Annotated in this window: 22 protein-coding genes; 15 read left to right on the forward strand and 7 right to left on the reverse strand. The window is 61.3% G+C overall.

The window, feature by feature from the left end; translation table 11 throughout:
• The first annotated feature begins 5 nt into the window (after nt 1-5).
• The 3 genes from AC6I97_RS11765 to AC6I97_RS11775 all read left to right on the forward strand — a co-directional run bounded on the left by AC6I97_RS11765 (nt 6) and on the right by AC6I97_RS11775 (nt 3993).
• On the forward strand, nt 6-809 hold the full coding sequence (locus AC6I97_RS11765) for a thioesterase family protein (protein WP_224090622.1): 804 nt from the start codon (nt 6-8) through the stop codon (nt 807-809).
• Nucleotides 809-1579, forward strand: a complete 771-nt coding sequence (locus AC6I97_RS11770; RefSeq protein WP_224164496.1) for a lipoate--protein ligase family protein — start codon at nt 809-811, stop codon at nt 1577-1579. The genes AC6I97_RS11765 and AC6I97_RS11770 overlap by 1 nt, the downstream gene beginning before the upstream one ends.
• 86 nt (nt 1580-1665) lie before the next feature.
• Nucleotides 1666-3993, forward strand: coding sequence for an FdhF/YdeP family oxidoreductase (locus tag AC6I97_RS11775; protein ID WP_224167536.1), 2328 nt, complete (start codon nt 1666-1668; stop codon nt 3991-3993).
• A gap of 5 nt (nt 3994-3998) precedes the next feature.
• On the opposite strand, the gene AC6I97_RS11780 is transcribed toward AC6I97_RS11775, so the two are convergent.
• On the reverse strand, nt 3999-4256 hold the full coding sequence (locus tag AC6I97_RS11780; protein WP_017197512.1) for a mycoredoxin: 258 nt from the start codon (nt 4254-4256) through the stop codon (nt 3999-4001).
• 166 nt (nt 4257-4422) lie between these two features.
• Between AC6I97_RS11780 and AC6I97_RS11785 the strand changes: the two genes are divergently transcribed.
• Nucleotides 4423-5169 carry an SOS response-associated peptidase gene (locus tag AC6I97_RS11785; RefSeq protein ID WP_263422249.1) on the forward strand — a complete coding sequence of 249 codons (747 nt, stop codon included), beginning with the start codon at nt 4423-4425 and terminating at the stop codon, nt 5167-5169.
• Between the two features lie 35 nt (nt 5170-5204).
• On the opposite strand, the gene AC6I97_RS11790 is transcribed toward AC6I97_RS11785, so the two are convergent.
• Nucleotides 5205-5594 carry a hypothetical protein gene (locus tag AC6I97_RS11790; protein WP_216925525.1) on the reverse strand — a complete coding sequence of 130 codons (390 nt, stop codon included), beginning with the start codon at nt 5592-5594 and terminating at the stop codon, nt 5205-5207.
• Nucleotides 5595-5639: 45 nt separating this feature from the next.
• Nucleotides 5640-6179 (reverse strand): TetR/AcrR family transcriptional regulator, encoded by a 540-nt coding sequence (locus AC6I97_RS11795; protein ID WP_224164494.1) that lies wholly within the window; start codon nt 6177-6179, stop codon nt 5640-5642.
• 58 nt (nt 6180-6237) lie between these two features.
• Here AC6I97_RS11795 and AC6I97_RS11800 point away from each other — a divergent pair, with 58 nt between their 5' ends.
• From AC6I97_RS11800 to pdxS, 7 genes are all read left to right on the forward strand, one after another.
• The gene (locus AC6I97_RS11800; protein WP_224164493.1) at nt 6238-7293 is read left to right on the forward strand and encodes an FAD-dependent monooxygenase; all 1056 of its coding nucleotides are present in this window, start codon (nt 6238-6240) and stop codon (nt 7291-7293) included.
• Nucleotides 7294-7375: 82 nt separating this feature from the next.
• Nucleotides 7376-7720 (forward strand): DUF6504 family protein, encoded by a 345-nt coding sequence (locus AC6I97_RS11805; RefSeq protein ID WP_309929793.1) that lies wholly within the window; start codon nt 7376-7378, stop codon nt 7718-7720.
• Nucleotides 7721-7723: 3 nt separating this feature from the next.
• Nucleotides 7724-11257 carry a DNA polymerase III subunit alpha gene (locus AC6I97_RS11810; RefSeq protein ID WP_497944944.1) on the forward strand — a complete coding sequence of 1178 codons (3534 nt, stop codon included), beginning with the start codon at nt 7724-7726 and terminating at the stop codon, nt 11255-11257.
• Nucleotides 11258-11377: 120 nt separating this feature from the next.
• Nucleotides 11378-13387: a threonine--tRNA ligase gene (gene thrS / locus AC6I97_RS11815; RefSeq protein WP_224090594.1), complete on the forward strand. Its 2010-nt coding sequence runs from the start codon at nt 11378-11380 to the stop codon at nt 13385-13387.
• Between the two features lie 17 nt (nt 13388-13404).
• The gene (locus AC6I97_RS11820) at nt 13405-13998 is read left to right on the forward strand and encodes an HIT family protein (RefSeq protein ID WP_224090593.1); all 594 of its coding nucleotides are present in this window, start codon (nt 13405-13407) and stop codon (nt 13996-13998) included.
• On the forward strand, nt 13988-14599 hold the full coding sequence (gene pgsA / locus AC6I97_RS11825; RefSeq protein WP_497944945.1) for a phosphatidylinositol phosphate synthase: 612 nt from the start codon (nt 13988-13990) through the stop codon (nt 14597-14599). The genes AC6I97_RS11820 and pgsA overlap by 11 nt, the downstream gene beginning before the upstream one ends.
• Nucleotides 14600-14829: 230 nt before the next feature.
• Nucleotides 14830-15756: a pyridoxal 5'-phosphate synthase lyase subunit PdxS gene (gene pdxS / locus AC6I97_RS11830; RefSeq protein WP_020608520.1), complete on the forward strand. Its 927-nt coding sequence runs from the start codon at nt 14830-14832 to the stop codon at nt 15754-15756.
• A 63-nt stretch (nt 15757-15819) separates the two neighbouring features.
• On the opposite strand, the gene AC6I97_RS11835 is transcribed toward pdxS, so the two are convergent.
• Nucleotides 15820-17832 (reverse strand): M3 family metallopeptidase, encoded by a 2013-nt coding sequence (locus AC6I97_RS11835; protein ID WP_497944946.1) that lies wholly within the window; start codon nt 17830-17832, stop codon nt 15820-15822.
• A 127-nt stretch (nt 17833-17959) separates the two neighbouring features.
• Nucleotides 17960-18187, reverse strand: a complete 228-nt coding sequence (locus AC6I97_RS11840) for a hypothetical protein (RefSeq protein WP_497944947.1) — start codon at nt 18185-18187, stop codon at nt 17960-17962.
• Between AC6I97_RS11840 and AC6I97_RS11845 the strand changes: the two genes are divergently transcribed.
• Nucleotides 18186-19184 carry a CapA family protein gene (locus AC6I97_RS11845; RefSeq protein ID WP_497944948.1) on the forward strand — a complete coding sequence of 333 codons (999 nt, stop codon included), beginning with the start codon at nt 18186-18188 and terminating at the stop codon, nt 19182-19184. The two genes, AC6I97_RS11840 and AC6I97_RS11845, sit on opposite strands and share 2 nt — an antisense overlap.
• Nucleotides 19185-19187: 3 nt before the next feature.
• Here the strand turns inward: AC6I97_RS11845 and AC6I97_RS11850 are convergent, their stop codons facing one another.
• Nucleotides 19188-19928: a type 1 glutamine amidotransferase gene (locus AC6I97_RS11850; protein WP_497944949.1), complete on the reverse strand. Its 741-nt coding sequence runs from the start codon at nt 19926-19928 to the stop codon at nt 19188-19190.
• Nucleotides 19925-21256, reverse strand: a complete 1332-nt coding sequence (locus AC6I97_RS11855; RefSeq protein WP_497944950.1) for a Mur ligase family protein — start codon at nt 21254-21256, stop codon at nt 19925-19927. The genes AC6I97_RS11850 and AC6I97_RS11855 overlap by 4 nt, the downstream gene beginning before the upstream one ends.
• Nucleotides 21257-21370: 114 nt before the next feature.
• Here AC6I97_RS11855 and pdxT point away from each other — a divergent pair, with 114 nt between their 5' ends.
• From pdxT to ruvC, 3 genes are read left to right on the forward strand one after another with little or no spacing between them, the layout of a single operon-like run.
• On the forward strand, nt 21371-22072 hold the full coding sequence (gene pdxT / locus AC6I97_RS11860; RefSeq protein ID WP_216925537.1) for a pyridoxal 5'-phosphate synthase glutaminase subunit PdxT: 702 nt from the start codon (nt 21371-21373) through the stop codon (nt 22070-22072).
• Between the two features lie 3 nt (nt 22073-22075).
• Nucleotides 22076-22831: a YebC/PmpR family DNA-binding transcriptional regulator gene (locus AC6I97_RS11865; protein WP_224090590.1), complete on the forward strand. Its 756-nt coding sequence runs from the start codon at nt 22076-22078 to the stop codon at nt 22829-22831.
• A 44-nt stretch (nt 22832-22875) separates the two neighbouring features.
• Nucleotides 22876-23451: a crossover junction endodeoxyribonuclease RuvC gene (ruvC, locus tag AC6I97_RS11870; RefSeq protein WP_497944951.1), complete on the forward strand. Its 576-nt coding sequence runs from the start codon at nt 22876-22878 to the stop codon at nt 23449-23451.
• Nucleotides 23452-23468: the final 17 nt, after the last annotated feature.

Genomic DNA, 23468 nt, shown 5'->3' on the forward strand with positions numbered 1-23468 from the left:
TCGCGTTGACAACCTCATTACCGGAACTGGCGGAGGGCAACTTCTACTACGAATCGTTGGGTGGGGGCCGCTACCGCTCCACGATTCATGCCCAGGGTGCCTGGAATCCGCACGAACAACACATGGCACCTGCCTCCGGCATCATGGCTGACGCCCTCCTGAGGCATGAGCCCCGGGACGACGTCCGTATGGCGCGGATCAGCTACGAGATCCTCGGGCTGATCCCCGGCGGCGAGTTCCAGGTAACCACCTCAACCTTGCGGCCGGGACGAACGATTGAACTCATCCAGGCTGAGCTTTCCGCCGGCGGGCGTGTCGCCATCCGTGCCGCAGCGTGGCGCATGATCACCAGCGATACCAGCGCCGTGGCGGCGTTCGAGGACGAGGCCATGCCCGCCCCGGACGAATGCAAGTTGTGGGATGGTGCCAGCGTATGGCCCGGCGGCTACATCCGGTCCCTGGAAATGCGTATCGCCGAAGGCCATCGGCCAGGTTCGGGCAAGGTGTGGATCCGGACCATGCACCCTTTGACTGACGAGGAAGACAGCAGCGATCTTGCCCGTCTCATGGGCTTGGTCGACACCGCCAATGGCATCGCCGCACGGGTCCCCCCAGGGGAGAACAGCTACATCTTCCCCAACGTGGACCTCCAGATCCACATGTATCGTGCGCCCTCGGGAGAGTGGCTCGGTCTGGACAACAAAGTCTCCTTCGGGGCAGATGGCATCGGCCTGACGTCCAGCGTGCTCCATGACATCAACGGACCTTTCGGCAGGGCCGAGCAAATCCTGACGCTGAGGAAAAGCTGATGAGCGAAGCACGGAACGAAGCCGACGGCGGCCTCACGGAGCGCTCCGAGCTGACCGTCTACCGCCAAGAGGAATCCCTTGGTGCTGCCGGGGATCTTGATTTTGCGTTGGAGCTGCTGAAGCGGGCGCGGAGCGGGCAACTGGGTCCCTCCCTTCGCTTGTACCGCCCGCAGCCTACGGTTGCCTTTGGCCAGCGCGATGCGAACCTGCCCGGCTTCAGCGCCGCCGAGGATGCGTGCCGGGAGCTCGGCTTCGAGCCCCTCGTGCGGAAAGCTGGTGGACGTGCGGCGGCTTATCACCAAGGCACTCTGGTGATTGATCACATTGAGCCGCACCCTGACGCGATCGTCCGTGCGAAAGCCCGTTTCGCGGAGTTCGGTGAGTTGCTGGCAGGTGCCCTTCGCAGCGTTGGCGTCCAGGCCGCCGTCGGGGAGATCCCGGGGGAGTACTGCCCCGGAGAGTTCAGCGTTCACGGGGAGGATGCGGAGTTTCCCGCGCATCGGATCAAGCTGATAGGGACTGCGCAGCGGGTGGTTTCCGGGGGTTGGTTGTTCAGCTCCGTGATTGTGGTGGAGAACTCCGGTCCGATCCGGGACGTACTGACGGCAAGCTACGCTGCTCTTGGCCTCGATTGGGATCCGGCTACCGCCGGTGCTGCAAATGACCTGCTGCCCCACTTGGACGTCAAAACGGTGGAGGACGCCGTGGTTGACGCTTACCGCAGCTACGCACACGTGGTGGACGGCGACTTCAGGAGCCTCTTGGCGTAGGTGGCTTTCACCGCCATTGAGCACGCTGGGGGCCGGGTTTACGCTGAGGGAATCAGGAACCCAACCACACGAAACCTGGTGGAATGATGGGCCGCAAGAAGCACCCAATTCAGGATACCGACGTCGACTTGAGCGTCAGCGAACCAAAGAGGTCGGCCGCCGGCTTGCCCAGCCTCAGCGAAACCCTTCCCCATGCGATGGCCTATATGGGCCCTTCCCGCGCATGGAAGACACTTACAGCAGTCAACCAAAAAGACGGTTTCGACTGCATGAGCTGTGCTTGGCCTGATCCGCCGGAACGCAAGGCTGCCGAATTCTGTGAAAACGGCGCCAAGGCTATCGGGTGGGAGGCGGAGCCGCTGAGGATCCCCACGGAGTTTTGGGCCGGAAACCCGCTGAGTTCCCTGGAGTCCCGTTCCGAGTATTGGCTGGGCCAACAGGGCCGGCTGGTGGAACCGGTGTATAAGGCAGCAGGCTCGGACCACTACGCGCCCGTCAGCTGGGAGCGGGCCTTGGACATCATTGCAAACGAGTTGAACGCCCTCGACGATCCGGATGAGGCCACTTTTTACACCAGCGGACGCACCAGTAATGAGGCAGCGTTCCTGTACCAGCTTTTCGTCAGGGCTTTCGGGACCAATAACCTTCCGGATTGTTCAAACATGTGCCACGAGTCCACGGGCCTTGCCATGGGCGAGACCATTGGGGTGGGCAAATCGGCCATCACGTATACGGACTTCGCGAAGTCGGACCTGATCATCATCATGGGGCAGAACCCGGGGACCTGCCATCCGCGGATGCTGACGGCACTGGAGGAGGCCAAACTCGCGGGTGCGTCCATTGTGGCTGTTAATCCTTTGCCTGAGGCTGGCCTGATCAACTTCCGGAACCCACAGCGCGTTCGAGGCCTCGTGGGGAAGGGAACTGACCTGGCTGACCAGTTCCTGCAGATCAGGCTCGCCGGGGATATGGCGCTGCTTCAGGCTGTTTCCAAGCGCGTCCTGGATGCTGAACGGGCTGCGCCGGGTTCGGTGCTGGACCGCACGTTCATCGATGAGCATTGTCAGGGGTTTGTTGGGTTCGCTGCCCACCTCGCAACTTTGCAGGAGCAGGACGTTCTTGCCGCCACCGGCCTGACCAGCGCAGAAATCGATGAACTCGCTGAACGGTACATCCACGCGGAGAGGGTGATCATTACGTGGGCGATGGGACTGACCCAGCATAAGAAGGCGGTGCCCACCATCAAGGAGATCATTAATCTTCTTCTACTGCGTGGCAACATTGGCAAACCGGGGGCCGGACCTTCGCCAATCCGTGGACACAGCAATGTGCAGGGTGACCGGACCATGGGCATTTGGGAGAAGATGCCGCCGCGGTTTCTTGACGCCGTGCAGGATGAGTTTGGCTTTGACCCGCCGCGGAAGGCCGGTGTTGATTCGGTGGACAGTATCCGTGGAATGCGTGATGGGAGGATCAAGGTCCTCATCGCGCTGGGAGGGAACCTGGTGCATGCGATCTCGGACACCGTGGTCGCTGAGGAGGCTGTGCGTCGGACCAGGCTTTCGGTCCAGATTTCCACCAAGTTGAATCGCTCACATGTGGTGGTTGGCGAGCAGGCGCTGATCCTTCCGACCCTTGGCCGCACCGAAATCGACAAGCAGGACGGGATTGAGCAGTTTGTCACCGTAGAGGACACTGTGTGTGCCGTGCACCGCTCCGCAGGGACGCTGGAACCCATTGCTCCGGACGTTCTGTCCGAAGTGGCGATTGTCACCCGCATGGCCGAGGCGGTTCTTGACCACAAGGTGCCTGTGGATTGGGCGGACCTCAGGCGTAATTACGACACCATCCGGGACCACATTTCCCATGTGGTGCCTGGATTTGATGACTTCAATACCCGCATCCGCGAGCGCGACGGTTTTGTCCTTCCGCATGGTCCCAGGGATTCGCGGACGTTCCCCACGGCAACGGGGAAAGCCATGTTTTCCGTCAATGACCTGGAAACCATTGAAGTACCGCCGGGGAGACTGCTCCTTCAGACTGTGCGGTCCCATGACCAGTTCAATACGACCACGTACTCCATGAATGATCGTTACCGTGGCATCAAGAAGGGCCGCATGGTCTTGTTGGTGAACCCTGGGGATCTGGCGGGGTTGGGTTTCCAGGACGGCGACTATGTGGATGTGCACAGCGAAGCCGACGACGGCGTTGACCGTGTGCTGCGCCAGTTGCGTTTAGTGGCGTACCCCAGTGCCAGGGGCTGCGCGACTGCCTACTATCCGGAGGCGAATGTGTTGGTGCCGCTGGATTCAACAGCGGAAGGCAGCAATACACCGGCGTCGAAGTCTGTGATTATTCGTCTTGAACCGGCTGCCGCCCCGATTTTCGAGGCGGCGGCCGGACAGCGGAAGTGAATGCCTTAGGCTGCGAGGCGGTTTTCTACTTCGGAGGCAGAAGGGTTGGTTGCTGCGGTTCCGTCCGGGAAGAGGACGGTGGGGACGGTGCGGTTGCCTCCGTTGAGCTGCTCGACGAGTTCGGCCGTGCCATCTACCTCTTCGATGTTGATCTCGGTGTAGCCGATGCCCTTGGCGTCGAGCTGCTTCTTCAGGCGGTTGCAGTAGCCGCACCAGGTGGTCGAGAACATGGTGATGGTGCCGGAGTCGGGAGTGAAGTCCACAGAGCTCTCCTCGGTATTGGTCGTTTCCACGGGTGATTCGTTGGTATCAACCGTAACCCGCAGCCCAATAATTCCCCTGAGGCCGGGATTCGGGGTTACGTCACATTCCGGGCTGGTGTGTGCTTGGGCGACACGGCAGACTGTTCCCATGTGTGGACGTTATGTAATGGCCCGTGCCGTGGGGGATCTGCTGGCTGACTTTGATGCCGAACTTGAAAACGAGATCGCCCTGGAAAAATCGTGGAATGTCGCTCCAACGGATGCTGTTCCGATTGTGCTGGAAAGGCTCATGGACGATGGATTGAAGCGGCAGTTGCATGTTGCGCGCTGGGGATTGGTGCCCTCGTGGGCGAAAGATCCCAAAGGCGGGGCGCGCCTGATCAATGCCCGCAGTGAGACCCTCCTGGAGAAGCCGTCCTTCCGAAAGGCTGCTGCGGCCAGGCGATGCGCTGTTCCTGCCGATGGCTATTACGAGTGGAAGAAGGGCGAGGGGAAGTCAAAGCAGCCGTACTACGTGCATCCGGCGGATGGTGGGGGCGTGGTGTTTGCCGGGTTGTATGAATGGTGGCGGGACCAGTCAGCCTCTGATGATGATCCGGCCCGTTGGCTGCTGTCCATGTCGATTCTCACGGCCGACACCCCGACGGCCGAGTCGGCCGTGACCCGGCGGAGTGCCTCGGTGTTCGACGAGCTGACTGCCCTGCATGACCGCGTTCCACTTCCCATGAGCAAGGACACGATGGAAGCCTGGTTGAATCCGCGCGAAGATGATGCGGCCGGCCTCGTGGATCTGGTGCGGTCAAAGGCGCACGACGCCGCTGCCAGCTGGACGCTCGACGCGGTGGGTGCCGCCGTCGGCAATGTCCGCAACAACGGACCGGAACTCATTGAGCCGGTGGAGGGCCTTTTCTAGCTGGAGCTATTGCCCTGGCTAGAGCTGTTCCCTACCTACAGCGCTTCCGTGACCGGAACGCCGGCCTGGAATTCGCGGCCGTCCGCTTCGCTGAAGGCCGTCATAACGTGGCCTTTACTGAGTCCATGGATGGCGGACATCGGGAAGTTTCCGGTGATCACGTTCCCGGAGTGTTCCACGCCCTTGATGTCGTAGTTTTCCTCGGCACTGAGTGAGTGGTTGAAGGAGTAGAACGAGATCGCTTCTCCATTCATGAACTCAATGCCCAGCCTTCGTTGGGAGGAATAGTCCTCGCTGGCAGCAACAAGGCCCACGACATAAGCGCCGGAGCCCGGTATGTTGCCTTCGATTTCGAATCTCGCAACGAGGTTGTCATCTGCGGCGGAGATACTGACCTGCTTCAGGAGTGCGTCATTGGTGCTCATGCCACAATCCTGCTCTGTGGACCCGCCCGCGTCCACCCCTTTGCTTCATCCCTCCAAGAGTCGCCGGACGTTGGCTGCCACTGTGGTTTGGTCCATCGCCTGGCCGCGGCGTGCTGTCAGGAGATGCATGGCCAATCCGTCGCCGTAGTCCGATACGGCTTCTGCACGGGCCCTTGGGTCGGTAATGCCCATGGAATCGAGCATCTGTTCAAGAGCTGAAAGCATCCGCTCGTGCCCGGCGGCCACCACCTCGGGTTGGTCCAGGGCAAAGGCGAACCGTGCGCGGGTCAGGTCAGCGTGATTGTTTGCGAGCCGGAGCAGTGCTCCCGCGAGCAGTTCCGCCAAGGCGGCTACCGACGTCGGGACCCCTGATCCACCCTGCTGCTGCAGCAGGAGCGAATCCCGTTCTTCAACGCGGTCGACGGCGGCAGCTACCAACGCGGCACGGTTGCGGAAGTAATTGGAGGTCGTTCCGACGGCCACGCCGGCTTCGGCGTCAACGGCGCGGTGGGTCAGTCCCTTGAGACCTTTGGCGGCCACCACGGCGAGGGCCGCGTCGGCAAGATCGGTTCGTCTGTCCGGCATGGCGAAAGTCTAGTCTTTAACCTCACAATTACTACAAATGTAGTAGTACATTGGCACCATGAAAAAGGTGGAAATCGTCGGTGGTGGAATAGCAGGCCTCGCCCTTGCGGGAACTCTTGATCCCAGTCAGTTTCACGTCACTGTGCACGAACAGCGGACCGGCCTCCCGGCAGTAGGAACAACCCTGGCCATGTGGCCCGAAGCCCAGAAGGCCCTGGCCTCATTGGGGATCCTTGATGCCGTCCGGGAAAACAGCCCCACCATCACGGGTGGCGCGCTCCGAAGTGCCGCAGGGATGCCGTGGCTGAGTGTGGAGGGGCAGAACCTTGTGGGAGTCGCCCGCCACACGCTCCTGCGGCTCCTGGACTCCGCCGTGCCCCCGACGGTCCAGAAACGCAACGGAAAAGTGGATGAGGTTCCAGGCGACGCCTACCTCGTAGTGGCGGCAGACGGAGTGCACAGCATGGTAAGGCGTTCCGTCTGGGGCCAGGGGTGTGCAGCAACGCTGACCCCCTACCTCGCCGTTCGAGGCGTCATCGCCGAAGAGCCCGGCAGCGAAACCATCGGTGAGTACTGGGGGCGCGGGGACCTCTTCGGCATAGGCCCATCAAGCGGGGGAACCAACTGGTATGCGTCCTTCCGCTCCGGGATGGGACCCGAGCGAATTGACGTCGGCGAAGCCCTGGCAGTGGCGCGCCGCCGCTACGCCGGACACTCGCAAAGTATCCAGCACGTCCTGCAAGCAGCGATGCCCGAAACAACATTGGCACAACGCATATGGACCACCCCGCCGCTAAGGCGCTATTCCCGGGACAACGTAGTCCTCATCGGCGACGCGGCCCACGCCATGGCACCCAACCTCGGGCGGGGCGCTTGTGAGTCGCTGATAGACGCCGTCGCCTTGGGCACGCTCGTCAACACACTGCCACTGGACCAGGCCCTCGCCGCCTACAACCGTCAACGCGTTCTTCGGACCCAGCAATACCGCATCGGTTCATCATTGATGATGCGCGTGGCGCTCGCAGAAGGTGCCCAACCACTGCGCGACAAGATGCTCGACCTTGCTGCCAAGCGAAAGTCCAAAGCGCCCCGAAGGAGCAAAACTTCCCAGTAGGTTTTGTCGGAGGGGCAACGTAAACTGGATAAATTCGAACATACATTCGAACAGAAATTGCTCACAGGCAAGGAGTGTGGATATGGGACTTTTCAGTGAGTCCGTGGACGTCATCTGCACGGATACAGGCCAGCCGCAGGAAATCCAGTGGAAAGGAACCCGCTACGTCGTTACCAACGAACCCCTCAGATGGTATGAACGACGCCAATGGTGGGTAGAAGAAAGCCGGGCACCGCTGGGAAGCGGCGCAGGCTTGGTGGATCACGAAATCTGGCGGGTCCAACTCCAGCGCCCGCAGGACGAAAGGCAAACCGGCAAAACCATCACCCTTGACCTCGTCCGCCATCTTGCCAGCGGCCGCTGGCGGCTCCTGCGTATCCACGACGCCGCACCTGCCCAGGCAGTCGAACCAGACGAAGCCGCCTGAACCTTGAGCTTTACACACCTGCACGTCTCCACAGCCTTCAGCGCCCACTATGGCGTCTCCTGGCCGGATGAACTTGCCCAGTCAGCCGCAGCAGACGGCGCAACAGCGCTCGCCTGTACTGACCGGGACGGCCTATACGGCACCATCAAACACCTCAAAGCATGCATGGACGCCGGTATCGACCCCATCATCGGCGTGGACCTCGCCATATTCGACGACGACGGCGACCACCGCACCCAAGTAGCGGGCCGCGTCGTCGTACTCGCCCACGGCAACAACAACGGCGCCGGCTACCGGGCACTCTGCCGACTCGTCTCAGATGCCCATGCCCGCACCTCCGGTAAAGCCGGGGGAGTAGTGCCCGTCGCCGTAACGAGGGCAGAACTCGCATCACGCACACTGGACCCAAAAACCCTCAAACCCGTGCTAACCGTCCTCATAGGACCGGACTCCGATGTTGGCCGGGCCATGGGAGGGCGGAAATATCTTCGGCCCCGGACACTCTTCAAACAATGGATCGACGCCATGCCGCCCGGGACAATCGTTGCCGAAGCCGTATCCCACCTCAGCGCCCCTGGAGAGCCCCTCAGCACATCCCACGCAGTGCGCATGCTCAAACTCGCCCTTGAATACAACATCCCCGCCATCCTCAGCAACGCCGTCCGTTACTGCGCCCAGGACGGCGCCCCCACCGCAGACGTCCTGGATTCTGCACGCACACTAAAATCCCTCCCCGAACTCTCCGCAGCCCCACTGCTCCAACCAACAGGCCAGCTCCAACCAACCGGGCAGGGTTGGTTGAAAAACGCCCAACAAATGCTCCAACTCGGCAAGGAAATCATGGGCGCCGCAGGCCAAGGAGCAGCAGGGCTGAACAAGCTGCTCTCCAACACAGAAGCGCTCGCCGACAAATGCCGTATCGATCCCGTCCCGGACATGGGATGGAAAAAGCCCGTTGTTCCCGAAGCTTCCATCATCGGCATCGACCAGGACCCCATGCTGGAACTCACCCAACGATGCGAGGCAGGAATCACCCGGCGTTTCCCCGGCATCAACGGCAATGCGGAAATACAGATGCGCTCGCGGTTGCAGCATGAGCTGGGGATCATCGACAAACTCGGCTTTGCCTCCTACTTCCTCACTGTTGCGGAAGTATCCAGAATGATCATCGAGATGGGCGTCCGGGTAGCTGCCAGAGGTTCCGGAGCCTCCAGCCTGGTCAACTATCTGATCGACATCAGCCAAGTGGATCCCATCCGGCATGACCTCATTTTCGAACGGTTCCTCTCGGGTCGCCGATCCACCCTTCCCGATATTGACATCGACGTCGAAAGCGCCGAACGGCACAACGTCTACCGGAAGATCTTCGAGCGCTTCGGAGCCGAACGGGTGACCCTGATGAGTATGCAGAACGGGTACAGGGCCCGTGGTGCTGTCCGCGATGCCGGCATGGCTCTTGGCATGGATGATGGTGAAATCGGCGAAATTGCCAAGCAGTTGTGGCGGTTCTCCGCGCGCAAATTCAGGGAGGCATTGGTTGAAAAGCCTGAACTCCGGGAATTTGCCGGACGGGTGGAGGCCGGCCGTGAAGGGCCTGGGGGTATGGAGGAAAACCAGCAGTTGGACCTGTTGGTGGATCTCACTGAAAGGCTGGACCGCCTTCCCCGGCACATTTCCATGCACCCGTGCGGGGTGATCCTGGGCGATGCCACGCTCCTGGACAGAACCCCGGTACAGCCCAGCGGTTTGGGTCTGCCCATGAGCCAGTTCGACAAACACGACATGGATCCCATGGGCATGCTCAAACTTGATGTCCTGGGTGTGCGGATGCAAAGCGCCATGGCGTTTGCGGTGCGGGAAGTTATCCGCCTGCACCCATCCAAAGCGGAGGTGGTGGCGGCTGGCCACCATCCGGTGGAAGCGGGAGGCTCCGGTCCGGACTATATTGCCCAGGACGGCAGGATTGATCTCAACGCGGTGCCTTTCGACGACGAACCCACCTATGAGTTGATCCGCAGTACCCACACTTTGGGCTGCTTCCAGATTGAATCCCCCGGCCAGCGTGAGCTGATTGGAAAGATGGCACCGCGGGAATTCAACGACCTCATTATCGATATTTCCTTGTTCCGCCCCGGTCCCATGAAGTCGGACATGGTCCGCCCGTTCCTTGAACACCGGCACGGTTTCGCACCAGAGGTCTACCCGCATCCGGACCTGAAGCCCGTTTTGCAGGAAACCCATGGCGTTACGGTTTTCCATGAGCAGATCCTGAAGACCTTCCATGTCATGACAGGGTGTGGTTTGGACCGGGCAGACGAGTTTCGAAGGGCCTTGGGTGACGAGCTCCACGAACCTGAAGTAGAGAGGTATTTCCGTCGGGAAGCGATCAAGAGATACTCCCCGGAGGTCGTGGACAAAGTGTGGGGAACCCTCAAAGCCTTCGGCAGCTTTGGTTTCTGCAAAGCCCATGGAGCTGCCTTTGCTGTGCCTACCTATCAATCGGCATGGCTGAAGGCACACCACCCTGAAGCGTTCCTTGCAGGGCTGTGGGAACACGACCCCGGGATGTACCCCAAACGGCTGCTGGTTGCTGAGGCCCGCCGCTTGGGTATTCCCATCCTGCCCTTGGATATTAATCGCAGCCAGGCTGAATACAGGGTGGAAAGAATCCTGGAGGGCCAAAATTCGGGCAAGCTCGGCATTCGCTTGAGCCTGAACGGAATATATGGACTGTCGGGAGCGGAGCTGAAGAGGATCGTAGCGGGCCAACCCTATGACTCCCTCGCGGACCTCCGGGCCAGGGCCAGGGTGAGCAAACCGAATATCAAGAGGCTCGCCCAACTCGGAGCCTTCGATGCCCTGCACCGGGATGCCGGCGGAACTGCAAACCGTGCCGATCTGGTTCAGCACTTGCAAGCACTCCAGGGCAGTCCCTCCAAGAAGACCAGCGGGGTCATTGAAGGGCAATTATCCCTACCACTTGGTGATGTGGAGTTGCGGAACCTTGCTGCTGGACTACCTGAGCCCAGCATGGTGGAGAACGTGCGGGCAGAGCTTGATCTCATGGCAGTGGATGTGAGTGAGCATCTGATGGAAAGCCATAGGCCTTTGCTGGACAAGCTTGGCGTCACTACGGCGGATAAGCTCCTGGGTCTTCGCAACGGCACCGAGGTACTGGTTGCCGGCGTCCGGATCGCAACGCAGACACCTCCCATGCGGGGTGGGCGCCGCGTGGTGTTCATCAGCATCGACGACGGTACAGGCTGCGTGGATACTGTCTTCTTCCATGAAGCGCAGGAAGAATCGGGTCCACTCCTGTTCGGTACCCGGCTTCTGCTGATCCGCGGAACTACGCGAAGAACTGGACCCAAGGGAATCAGCCTCAGTGCCAGCAAAGCCTGGGACCTTGGCCGTCCCGAAACTTTGCCGTTCGCCGAAGTCCTGCCACCCGGCGTCGGGCTTGCGCCTGAATTCACTCATTCAGGGCCCCTTGAGGGTATCTCCAGGAACCTGGCCATCACGGGCCTCGGGAGCTGACCCGTGGCGTCGGCGCGCTGCTTTGGCCCCCTTCGTCCAAACAGATACGATTGACGATGGCTGGCTGTGGTCCCCGTACGCCACAAGCTACGAAGCCTTCACTATGAATAGGAGACACCCGTGTCAGATGCCCAACAGATCACCCTCATCGTCGATGGCGAAGAGACCAAGGTGACGGAAGGGACTACCGGCGCGGAACTCTTCTTCGAGCGCCGCGACGTCGTTGTTGCCCGCGTCAATGGTGTACTGAAGGATCTTGACCAGGTTCTCACCGAGGGTGCAGACGTCGAAGGTGTCACCATTGAATCCCCTGACGGACTCAACGTTCTCCGTCACTCCACCGCGCACGTAATGGCCCAGGCAGTCCAGCAGTTGCGGCCTGATGCCAAGCTTGGCATCGGTCCGTACATTACTGACGGCTTCTACTTCGACTTCGACGTCGCCGAGCCGTTCACCCCGGAAGACCTTCGCCAGCTGGAAAAGATGATGCAGAAGATCATCAACCAGAACCAGAAATTCGTCCGCCGCGTGGTCACCGAAGAAGAAGCCCGCGAAGCCATGGCCGGCGAACCCTACAAGCTGGAGCTGTTGGGTAAGAAGAACGACGCCGCCGACGCCGGAGAAGGCGTGAACGTTGAAGTCGGTGCGGGCGACATCACTATCTACGACAATGTGGACCGCAAGAGCGGCGAAAGCGTCTGGTGCGACCTCTGCCGCGGACCGCACCTGCCCAACACCAAGATCATCTCCAACGCGTTCGCGCTGACGCGCTCATCCTCCGCATACTGGCTGGGCAACCAGAACAACCAGCAGCTTCAGCGAATCTACGGCACCGCATGGCCCACCAAGGAAGCCCTCAAGGCTTACCAGGAGCGCATCGCAGAGGCAGAGCGCCGCGACCACCGGAAGCTGGGTGTGGAGCTGGATCTGTTCTCGTTCCCGGACGAACTCGGATCGGGCCTCCCTGTGTTCCACCCCAAGGGCGGCATCATCCGCAAGGCCATGGAAGACTACTCCCGTCAGCGCCACGTGGACGCCGGCTATGAGTTTGTTTACACCCCGCACATCACCAAGGGACACCTTTACGAGGTCTCCGGCCACCTTGACTGGTACAAGGACGGCATGTTCCCCGCGATGCAGGTGGATGCCGAGCTCAACGCGGACGGCACTGTGCGCAAGCCCGCCCAGGATTACTACCTGAAGCCGATGAACTGCCCCATGCACAACCTCATCTTCCGCTCACGTGGCCGGTCCTACCGCGAGCTGCCGTTGCGCCTCTTCGAATTCGGCTCGGTGTACCGGTACGAGAAATCCGGTGTTGTCCACGGACTGACCCGCGTCCGTGGAATGACACAGGACGACGCCCACATCTACTGCACCCGCGAGCAGATGAAGGACGAACTCACCACCACACTGAACTTCGTCCTTGGCCTCCTCAAGGACTACGGCCTGGATGATTTCTACCTCGAACTCTCCACCAAGAACGAGGAAAAGTTCGTAGGTGACGACGCCGCCTGGGAGGAAGCCACCCGCACACTCGCCGAGGTTGCGGAAGCGTCAGGGCTGAACCTGGTACCGGACCCTGGTGGAGCAGCGTTCTATGGGCCGAAGATTTCCGTTCAGGCAAAGGACGCCCTGGGCAGGACCTGGCAGATGTCCACGATCCAGTTGGACTTCAACCTGCCTGAACGCTTCGAGCTGGAGTACCAGGCAGCCGATGGAACACGTCAGCGTCCCGTCATGATTCACCGCGCCCTCTTCGGTTCGGTGGAGCGGTTCATGGGCGTTCTTACCGAGCACTACGCCGGCGCCTTCCCCGCATGGCTGTCTCCCGTCCAAGTGGTTGGCATCCCTGTGGCCGAGGCATTCAACGATTACATGTTCGACGTCGTTGACCAGTTGAAAGCCGCAGGAATCCGTGCCGAGGTGGACATCTCTTCAGACCGTTTCCCGAAGAAGATCCGCACGGCCAGCAAAGACAAGGTCCCGTTCGTCCTGATCGCCGGCGGTGAGGACGCCGAGGCAGGTGCTGTCTCGTTCCGCTTCCGTGATGGCAGCCAGGACAACGGCGTGCCCGTGGCAGAGGCGGTCCGCAGAATCGTGGACGCTGTCAAGAACCGCGAAAGCTGACGGACGGATAATAGACGGTGCAGGAGAACACAGGCGCGGCAGCTGACCTTCCGGGCGACGCCGAAGTAACCGATGACTTCGGCTTGGCAGGTGTTCCGGACGCTTTTCAGCGCCTGTGGACTCCCCACCGCATGGCCTACATCAAAGGCGGACAGGACCAGTTCAAGAACAAGGACGATTGCCCGTTCTGTGTGGGACCCACCCGTAGCGATGAGGAGTCCCTCATCGTCTATCGCGGCAGGACCTGCTACGTCGTGCTCAACCTTTTCCCCTACAACCCGGGCCACCTGCTGATCTGCCCCTACCGCCATGTTCCGGACTACACGGACATCACGGTGGAAGAAACGGCGGAATTCTCCGAACTCACCCAGACGGCCATGCGGGTGCTGCGGAAGGTTTCCAACCCCAGCGGCTTCAACCTCGGCATGAACCAGGGTGTCACCGGTGGAGCAGGAATCGCAGCGCACCTGCACCAGCACGTTGTGCCGCGCTGGGGTGGGGACGGAAACTTCTTCCCCATCATCGCCCAGACCAAGGCCATTACGCAGACGCTCGACGAGGTCCGCAAACTGGTGGCCGAAGCCTGGCCGGGGGAGTCGAATGCTCAATAGGCATGCGCGTGGTTTCTTTACTTCCCTCTTCACACCCCTGGCGCGTTGGCTACTCAAGATTGGCGTATCTCCCGACGCAGTGACCGTGGCTGGCACAGCAGGGGTCATTCTCGGCGGACTGGTTCTGTATCCGTTGGGATACCTGTGGTGGGGCTCGGTGGTGGTGGCATTCTTCGCGTTCTCGGACGTCGTGGATGGCATTATGGCCCGCTTGCAAGGCAGAAGCGGCGCTTGGGGAAACTTCCTCGATTCCACCTTGGACCGGTTGGCGGACGGCGCCATCTTTGCGGGGCTGACCATCTGGTTCTTCACCAAAGGTGAGGACCCGGCAATTGGTACTGCCGCCGTCGTTTGCCTGGTACTGGGCATGGTGGTGTCCTATGCGCGGGCAAAGGCCGAATCACTGGGCTATCAAGCAAGCGTTGGCATTGCCGAGCGTGCCGAGCGTTTAGCTTCGGTGCTTCTCATCACCGGGCTTACGGGTCTTGGACTTCCAGCAGTGGTGCTTTTCGCGACCCTGATCCTTCTCGCGCTTGCCAGTGTGGTCACTATCGTCCAAAGAATGGCGACTGTCCGCAAGCAAGCGATGGCCGAGGCATAGGAAACTGGCATCTGACCAGAGTCCGTCAGTGGCAGTTGTGCAGGTGTCCTAAAGCAGGCCCTCTTCTTGGCCGCGTATGCGGTAATGAATGTACTGCCACCCGGCAACGTGCGACTACTATTACTAGTACTTGGTCACCTTGACCTGAAAATCCGGTGTGCGCTGATTGCGGTCGTGTGGCTGCGTGAGCCACCGGCGAAAAGGTCGTTTATCTACCCATAGGGGTTTTTGTGTCTACACCAGATGTAAGCAACGAAGCCGGTTCGTCCGCGAACAGCGTCACGGGGAGCAGCCGCGTCAAGCGGGGCATGGCGGAGATGCTCAAGGGCGGCGTCATCATGGACGTCGTTAACGTCGAGCAGGCCCGTATCGCCGAGGACGCCGGTGCCGTCGCCGTCATGGCGCTCGAGCGCGTACCCGCCGACATCCGCGCCCAGGGTGGCGTGTCCCGCATGTCCGATCCCGACATGATCGATCAGATCATCGCCGCCGTGTCCATCCCGGTCATGGCCAAGGCCCGCATCGGCCACTTCGTCGAAGCCCAGGTCCTGCAGTCCCTCGGCGTGGACTACATCGACGAGTCCGAGGTCCTGACCCCGGCCGACTACATCAACCACATCGACAAGTGGAACTTCACCGTTCCCTTCGTCTGTGGCGCCACCAACCTTGGTGAGGCCCTGCGCCGCATCAACGAGGGCGCGGCGATGATCCGTTCCAAGGGCGAAGCCGGCACCGGGGATGTTTCCAACGCCACCGGGCACATGCGCAAGATCCGTTCCGAGATCGCCAAGCTTGCCGCCCTTCCCGAGGACGAGCTCTACGTTGCGGCCAAGGAACTGCAGGCCCCGTACGAACTGGTCAAGGAAATCGCTGCCACGGGCAAGCTTCCCGTTGTCCTGTTCACCGCTGGTGGCATTGCAACCCCGGCCGATGCTGCCATGATGATGCAGCTCGGCGCCGACGGCGTGTTCGTTGGCTCCGGCATCTTCAAGTCCGGCAACCCCGCCGAGCGCGCCGCCGCCGTCGTGAAGGCCACCACGTTCTACGACGACCCCGATGTCATTGCCAAGGTCTCCCGCGGCCTGGGCGAAGCCATGGTTGGCATCAACGTCGACGAAATCCCGCAGCCCCACCGCCTCGCAGAGCGCGGCTGGTAAGCAGCAAAAGAAGTACGACGCCGGGTCGGTCACCTTAGTGAGGTGACCGGCCCGGCGTCGTTATTACTCCAGTCCCCGGCGCTTCAGGAGGGGTTCGAGCTCGGCATCGCGCCCACGGAACGTGCGGAAGGATTCCAGCGGATCCCGGCTGTTACCCGTCGATAACAGCTCGGATCGGAACCGCTCTCCGTTTGCGCGGGTCAGGCCGCCGTTTTCCTTGAACCACTCAACGGTGTCCGCGTCCAGGACTTCGCTCCAGATGTAGGAGTAGTAGCCGGCAGCATACCCGGCGCCGGCAAAGATGTGCTGGAAGTAGCCGGTGCGGTACCGCGGCGGAATCAACGGGTGCGCGATACCGGCGTCGGCGAGGGCCTTGGCTTCAAAGGCAAGGACATCCGCAGGGACTTCTTCCGTGGAGAGCACATGCCATGCCACATCCAGCAACGCTGCTCCCAGGTATTCCGTGGTCGCGAATCCCTCACCCCACAGCAGGGATTCGTTGATTCTGTCCACGATCTCCTGTGGGAGCGCATCGCCTGTGGCGTAGTGGCGGGCGTAGTTCTTCAGGACTTCCGGCCACATGATCCACATCTCGTTGACCTGCGACGGGTATTCCACGAAGTCCCGCGGCACGGACGTTCCGGAGAACCGGGGATAGGTCACGTCGGAGAACAGTCCGTGGAGCGCGTGGCCGAATTCATGGAATACCGTCCGGACCTCGTCCGGGGACAGGAGAGCAGGTTCGCCCGGCGCCGGCTTGGTGATGTTGAGGGTGTTGATCACCACGGCCTGCGTGCCAAGGAGACGGGACTGTTCCACGAGCGAGTTCATCCAGGCTCCTCCGCGCTTGGATTCCCGTGTGTAATAGTCGCCGAGGAAAAGACCCAGAGCGCTGCCGTCCTCGTTTTGCACCTCCCATACCCGGACGTCCTCGTGGTACCCGGCGAGGTCCGGCCTCTCATGGAACGTGATGCCATAGAGTTGGGTCGCTGCGAAGAAGACGCCGTCGGCCAAGACCGTTTCGAGCCTGAAGTAGGGCCTGATGGCCTGTTCATCCACTTGGTATTTTTCCCGCCGGACCTGAGCGGAATAGTAGGCCCAGTCCCAGGGCTCCAGCGAATGGCCAGCGGATTCGGCCAAAGCGAGGGCTTCGGCTTGGGCGTTGCGGAGCGCTGCAGGTGCCAGGCGGCCCAGCATTGCCTGCACTGCCTCGAAGTCCGGTGCCGTTTGCTGGTCCACCACGAGCTCCGCGAAGTTTCGAAAGCCCAGCAGGCTGGCTTTCTCCGCACGTAAACGGACTGTTGCCGTCACCAGATCGCGGACGTCCAGGCTTCCGCCGTCCGTGCCCCGCCCGAGTGAGGCTTCAAACAGCCGACGCCGGATGGCCTGGTTTTCGAGCGAGGCAAGGGCTGGTTGGTTGCTTGGCTGGATCAGGGTCAGGAGGTACTTGCCTTCGTGCCCCGCAGCCTTGGCGGCCCCGGCAGCGCCAGCGACGTCTTCGGGGGACATGCCGGCCAGGTCCGCTTCGTCGTCGAGGAGAACAGCGCTAGCCTTTATAGCCTCCTTGACGCGCTGGCCGAATTCGGTGCCCTGACGTGAGAGTTCGGCGTTGATTTCCCGAAGGCGGGCCTGGCCGTCGTCGTCGAGTTCAATGCCGGTCTTCCGAAACTCTTTGAGGTATTCCTGGACCAACCGCGCAGACTCATCATCAAGGCCAGCGGTGTCAATGGCAGCGAAGCGTTCATACAAGCCACGGTTCATGTAGACGGCGTCTTGATGCGCGGCAAACCTGGGCGCGAAGGCCGTCTCCAACTCCCTGATGGCGTCCGATGCATCTGCCGAGACAAGCGTAAAGAACGCCGCCGCGGCCCGGTCCAGCAACCGCCCGGACCTTTCCATGGCCACAGCAGTGTTCTCGAAAGTCGCTGGTTTTGGGTTGGCCGCGATCTGCTGGATTTCACGGAGGTGATCCTCCAGCCCCGCGTCGATGGCTTCGGCATAGTCCTCTGTGGTGATTGCTTCAAAAGGTGGCAGGCCGAACGGCAGGGGGCTGGGCCTCAAAAGCGGATTGGTCATGAAGGGACTCTTTCATTTAAGAATCGTGTCCTCAAGGGTGGCTCGCCGGAATCCCGCGCGTTTTGCGCCGTAGGATTGCCCGTATGGGGATCATCACATCTGGCGGACGTCGCGCGGACCGGCGGCGTTACAGGCCCTCACGACGAACGGGCACCCTCCTGGTGGCCTCAGCAGTTGCGTTGTGCTTGAACGCCTGTGGAGTAATTGCCGAGAACGATTCCCGGGAGAAGAGCAGCGCCGCTACCGCTCCCGTGGCTCCGACATCCACCCCAACGCCGACACCTACGCCCACCCCTGGCAAGGGACCCGCCTGTCCAGAGCTGCGCTGTACCTCCATCACGGTCACGGGCGACATGCTGATCCATACTCAGTTGTGGCAGCAGGCCCGGGCCGACGCCGCCGCCGCAGGGCAGCCCGGCTACAACTTCATCCCGCTCCTTGAAGGCCAGCGCCGATACATCCGCAACAGCGATCTCGCCATTTGCCATCAGGAGACTCCTGTCGCCACTGCCGAAGGTCCGTTCTCCGCGTACCCGTCCTTCAACGTGCCGCCGCAGATCGTTGCCGCCTCCAGGGACGTGGGCTACCAGGCCTGCACTACGGCCAGCAACCACACCATTGACCGGGGGACTGAAGGGTTGCTCCGGACATTGGATGCCATGGATGCTTCCGGGCTCAAGCACACAGGTTCCTACAGGACTGAAGCTGCATCACAGGAAATCCTGATGCTCAAGACAGACGCCGCAACGGTAGCAGTCATCGCTGGCACCTACGGCCACAACGGTCAGATTCCGGAATACCCGTGGCTTGTGGACGAACTTGATCCCACCACCATGATTGCGAAAGCCACCAAAGCCCGTGCGCTTGGAGCCGACATCGTGCTCGGAGTCATGCACGCAGGTGACGAGTACGCCAGCGAGGCCAACGCCCAGCAACAGGAAGTCGCCCACGCATTGGTGGACAGTGGGCAATTCACCATGGTTTATGGACACCACACGCACTCGGTGCTACCGATTGAAAACTACAAGGGCACGTGGATTGTCTATGGACTGGGTAATGGCGTGACGGAATTGTCGCCCTGGTATGTAGTCAACAACGAAGGACTGCTGGTCCGAGCGCAGTTCAGCCAAAACGCGGCGGGTGTTTGGGCTGCCTCGGATCTCGCGTGGGCGCCGTCGGTGATTGTCCGGGACCCCTACCGCTGGTGCTCAGTGGCCAGCGACGCACCCCAGGGAGTCTGCGCTTCCCCGGCTGCCGATGCAGAGACCCATCAGCGCACCAAAGCCGTGGTCGAGTCGATGGGCGCAGCGACAGCCGGCGCCCACGAGTTGCTCATCACCAAGGAAAAATAGCTTCTAGCGTGGTCGGCGGGCAGCATGCTCCCGCGCGAGGCGGGCGTAGTCGTCGTCGGGCGTTCCGGGCACGAAAGTGCCATATTTCCGTTCGGCCGCCGTGCGGATCAGGAAGTCGGCGATCGCCGGGTTCTTGGGCAGCAGCGAACCGTGCAGGTAGCTGGCCACCACGTTGCGGTAGCGGGCGCCCTCGTGACCGTCCTTGCTGTTGTTCCCTGCACCTTTGGTGACTGTTCCCAACGGTTGGACGCCGGGGCCCAGGGTGGTTTGTCCACTGTGGTTCTCGTAGCCCAGGACATCCCCGAATTCGGAAGACTTGAGCGTGACATTGCCGATCAGCCGCTCATCCGTGCCGTGCGTTTCGACGTCGAGGATACCGATCCCGGGAATGACAGGTCCTGCGCTGGTTTTAAAGAACTTTCCGAAGAGCTGGTAGAGCCCGCAAATGACCAGCATCGGTGCGCCGCCATCCGCGAGATCCCGCAAATGATCGGCACGTGCCTGTAGATCATCCTGAATAACCAGCTGGCCGCTGTCCTGCCCGCCGCCGCCCACGATGATGTCAACGTCCTCGGGAAAGTCGTCGCCTACGTTGTATTCAAGCAGCTCCGGCGTGTAGCCATGCCACTTGATGCGTTGCTGGAGGACCAGGGCATTGCCCCAGTCACCGTAAATATTCATGTCCCGCGGGTACAGCTGGAGGACGCGGATTGTTCCTTTGGTCGGCTGTGCTTCCGAGGTCATGAGACCACCTCAACTATGGTGATTTTGGCCAGTTCGCGACGGATCGCGAGCATGGCGGTGTACGTGCAGAAGATCCGCTTGGGCTTGCCTCGCGAGCCGTCGATAAATGCATGGAGCGCCGAGGTTATGTCGGTGTCGACTGTACCGAAGCGGACCTCGTCGTATTGCAATCTCAGGGCCATGTCGTAGGCGCGGACGCCGGTAAGGACCTCGACGCCATCTTCCCTGAGTGATTCGAAGTCAACGTCCCAGAGCCAGGACATATCCCTGCCATCTGCATAGTTGTCGTTGATGGCGATCATGGTGGCGTATCCACCGGCCGGGAAGGACTTCAGGCCGAGCCGGAAGCCACTGGGATTCTTGACCAGCACAAGCTCCAACGGCTGGCCGTCCACGGTGAGGCTTTCGCCGCGCCCGAAAGCAGGAGCCACGTCACCAAGTGCTTTGACCAGTTTGGGAGTGTCGACGGCTCCCGTACCCAGGATCGCCCTGGCCAGGGAGAGCGCGGCCGCCGCGTTGAAGATGTTGTAGACACCCCGCAGCTTCATGCTCGTGGTGACTTTTTCGCCGTCGAATTCAAAGTCAGCGTCCTGGGCACCCACGCGGCGGAGTACGACGTCGGCAGCGGGGCCGTCAGCCACCTCACCCGCGGTGCCGGGCGCCGGCGTATTCGGGGACGACGGTCCGGTGGTGGCGGTGCGCATGTCGTCGTCGTTGGGGAAAGTGCTGCGAAGTGACTCATCCAGCCCGAAGTAGCGGACGCTGGGACTGTGGACAGCCCCCGGAACGTTAAGGACGTTGGCAATGCGGGCCACCCGGGGGTCTTCACGGTTCAGCACCACGGTGTCTGTGGTCTTCAGTGCAATGTGTTCGAGCAAACGGGCCGTCTTGTCGATCTCGCCGAACCGGTCAAGTTGGTCCCGAAGGACGTTCAGCAAGAGGCTGAAACGCGGCGGCACCTTGTTCACGAAGTGCACGGCATGTGCTTCGTCGAGTTCGAGGATGGCGACGTCGGCTTCAAGGCGGCCACGCCAGTCAACTTCGCCGAGAAGGGAGGCGGCCACGCCCCGGGTGAAGTTACTGCCTGTGCGGTTGGTGAAGACCTTCAGGCCCTGGCTTTCCAGCAGTTCGACCACCATTTTGGTGGTCGTCGTTTTTCCGTTCGTGCCGCTGACAACAGCCACGCCATGGGGAAGGCTGGACAGCGTTCTCTGCATGAAACCGGGATCGATTTTTTCGACCACCAGGCCGGGGAAAGCAGAGCCGCCGCCCCGGAGCCGGGACAGAGTGCGGACCAGCTTGCCGAGGGGAACGCTGAAGGAAAACATGCTCTGTAATATATCCCAGTTAAGGCATGGAACTTGGCGTTGAGGCCCCTCCTGCTGGCACTCCCGCCTGTCCTCCGGGAGGAGATTGCCGGGCCGGGCCACTATGATGGTCCAATGACCAACCCCCTTTCCGACGCTTCATCACGCGTGGGTGCAGGACTCCGGATCGGCGTACTGGCCCTCCAAGGCGACTTCCGTGAGCACATCCACGCAGTGGAAGCCGCGGGCGCCACGGGTGTGGGCATCCGTCGCCCCGCAGAGCTGGATGACGTTGACGGCCTCATCATCCCGGGTGGGGAATCCACCACGATCGACAAACTTTCAAGGATCTTTGAACTCGCGGACCCGCTACGGAAGCGCATCGCCGAAGGCCTTCCCGTGTACGGCTCTTGTGCAGGCATGATTCTGCTTGCCGACGAGATTGCCGATCCCGCTACTGATCTGGACGGAAACCCCCAGCAGACCTTCGGTGGACTGGACATCACAGTGCGCCGCAATGCCTTTGGGCGGCAGCGCGAGTCCTTTGAAACCGACCTCGATTTCAAAGGACTCGAGTTCAGCGCAGGCGAGTCCGGCGTGGATCCGGTGCACGCGGTCTTCATCCGTGGACCCTGGGTGGAACGGGTTGGCCCGGGAGTCGAAGTCCTGGCACAGGTTGATCCGGAGCATGCCAGCCACACCGCCACTCTGCACGGATTGGCTAGAATTGTTGCAGTGCGCTCCGGCCAGCTGTTGGCCACCTCTTTCCACCCGGAAGTCACAGGTGAGAAGCGCGTGCATGAACTCTTTATTCGAATGATCAGAGGAGAAGCGTAAAGCATGTCAGGCCACTCCAAATGGGCGACTACCAAGCACAAGAAAGCCATCATTGATAGCAGGCGTGCAAAGTCGTTCGCAAAGCTGATCAAGAACATCGAAGTTGCTGCGCGCATGGGCGGCCCGGACCTCGCCGGCAACCCAGGCCTGGAACTTGCGGTTACCAAGGCGAAGAAGACCTCGGTTCCGAACGACAACATCGACCGCGCCATCAAACGTGGTGCCGGCCTCACAGGCGAAGTGGTCGACTACACGGAAATCATGTACGAAGCCCGCGGCCCTCAGGGCTCGGCTCTATTGATCGAGTGCTTGACCGACAACAAGAACCGTGCGGCTTCGGAGGTTCGACTCGCGATTTCCCGCAACGGTGGCACCATTGCAGATCCCGGCTCGGTCAGCTACTTGTTCACCCGCAAGGGCGTCGTCGTGTTGCCAAAGAATGGCCTGAGCGAGGACGACATCCTGATGGCCGTCCTGGACGCCGGCGCAGAGGAAGTCAAGGACAGCGGCGAGAACTGGGAAGTGCATTCCGAGCCCTCTGATCTTCAGGCCATCCGTGACGCCTTGAAGGAAGCCGGCATCGAGTACGAATCCGATGAAGCCGAATTCGTGCCCTCCATGCAGGTGGACCTCGATATTGATGGCGCCCGGAAATTCATGAAACTCGTGGATGCCCTCGAAGACCTGGATGACGTCCAGAACGTCTACAGCAACGCGGACTTCAGTGAGGAAGTGCAGGCTGCCCTCGACGCCGACTAGGCAGGCAGTACTCCTCTTTTGACAACAACCAGGAAGGCCCGGACTTGACTCTTCGCGTATTGGGAGTCGATCCGGGCCTCACCCGTTGCGGCATCGGCGTAGTGGATATCGAGCGGAACCGCCGGGCCACCATGGTGGCTGTTGGTGTGGTGGGGACGTCGGCTGAGTTGACGCTGGACAAGCGGCTTTTGGTCATCGCGCAGGCCATCGACGAGTGGCTGGACCTGCATGAGCCGGACGTAGTCGCCGTCGAGCGCGTTTTTTCGCAGATGAACGTCAGCACTGTGATGGGCGTGGCCCAGGCCTCGGGCGTTGTTATCGCCGCGGCCGCGCGCCGCGGGATTCCCGTCGCCTTGCACACGCCCTCCGAAGTCAAAGCGGCCGTGACCGGAAGTGGAACTGCGAACAAGGACGCGGTCACTAAATTGGTCACTAAAATCCTCCGGCTCGATGCCCCGCCCAAGCCCGCTGACGCCGCGGACGCGCTTGCCCTTGCCCTGACGCATGCCTGGCGGGCAGGCAGCGGAATGGGTGCGCCTCATGCTTCCGGCAAGGATTCGCTCACCCCCGCGCAACGTGCGTGGGCTGAAGCAGAAGCGAAAGCGCGCCGCGCACGCTGATTGTCGGTAGCCCTTGC

The sequence above is a fragment of the Arthrobacter sp. TmtSoilC48 genome, assembly GCF_059739425.1.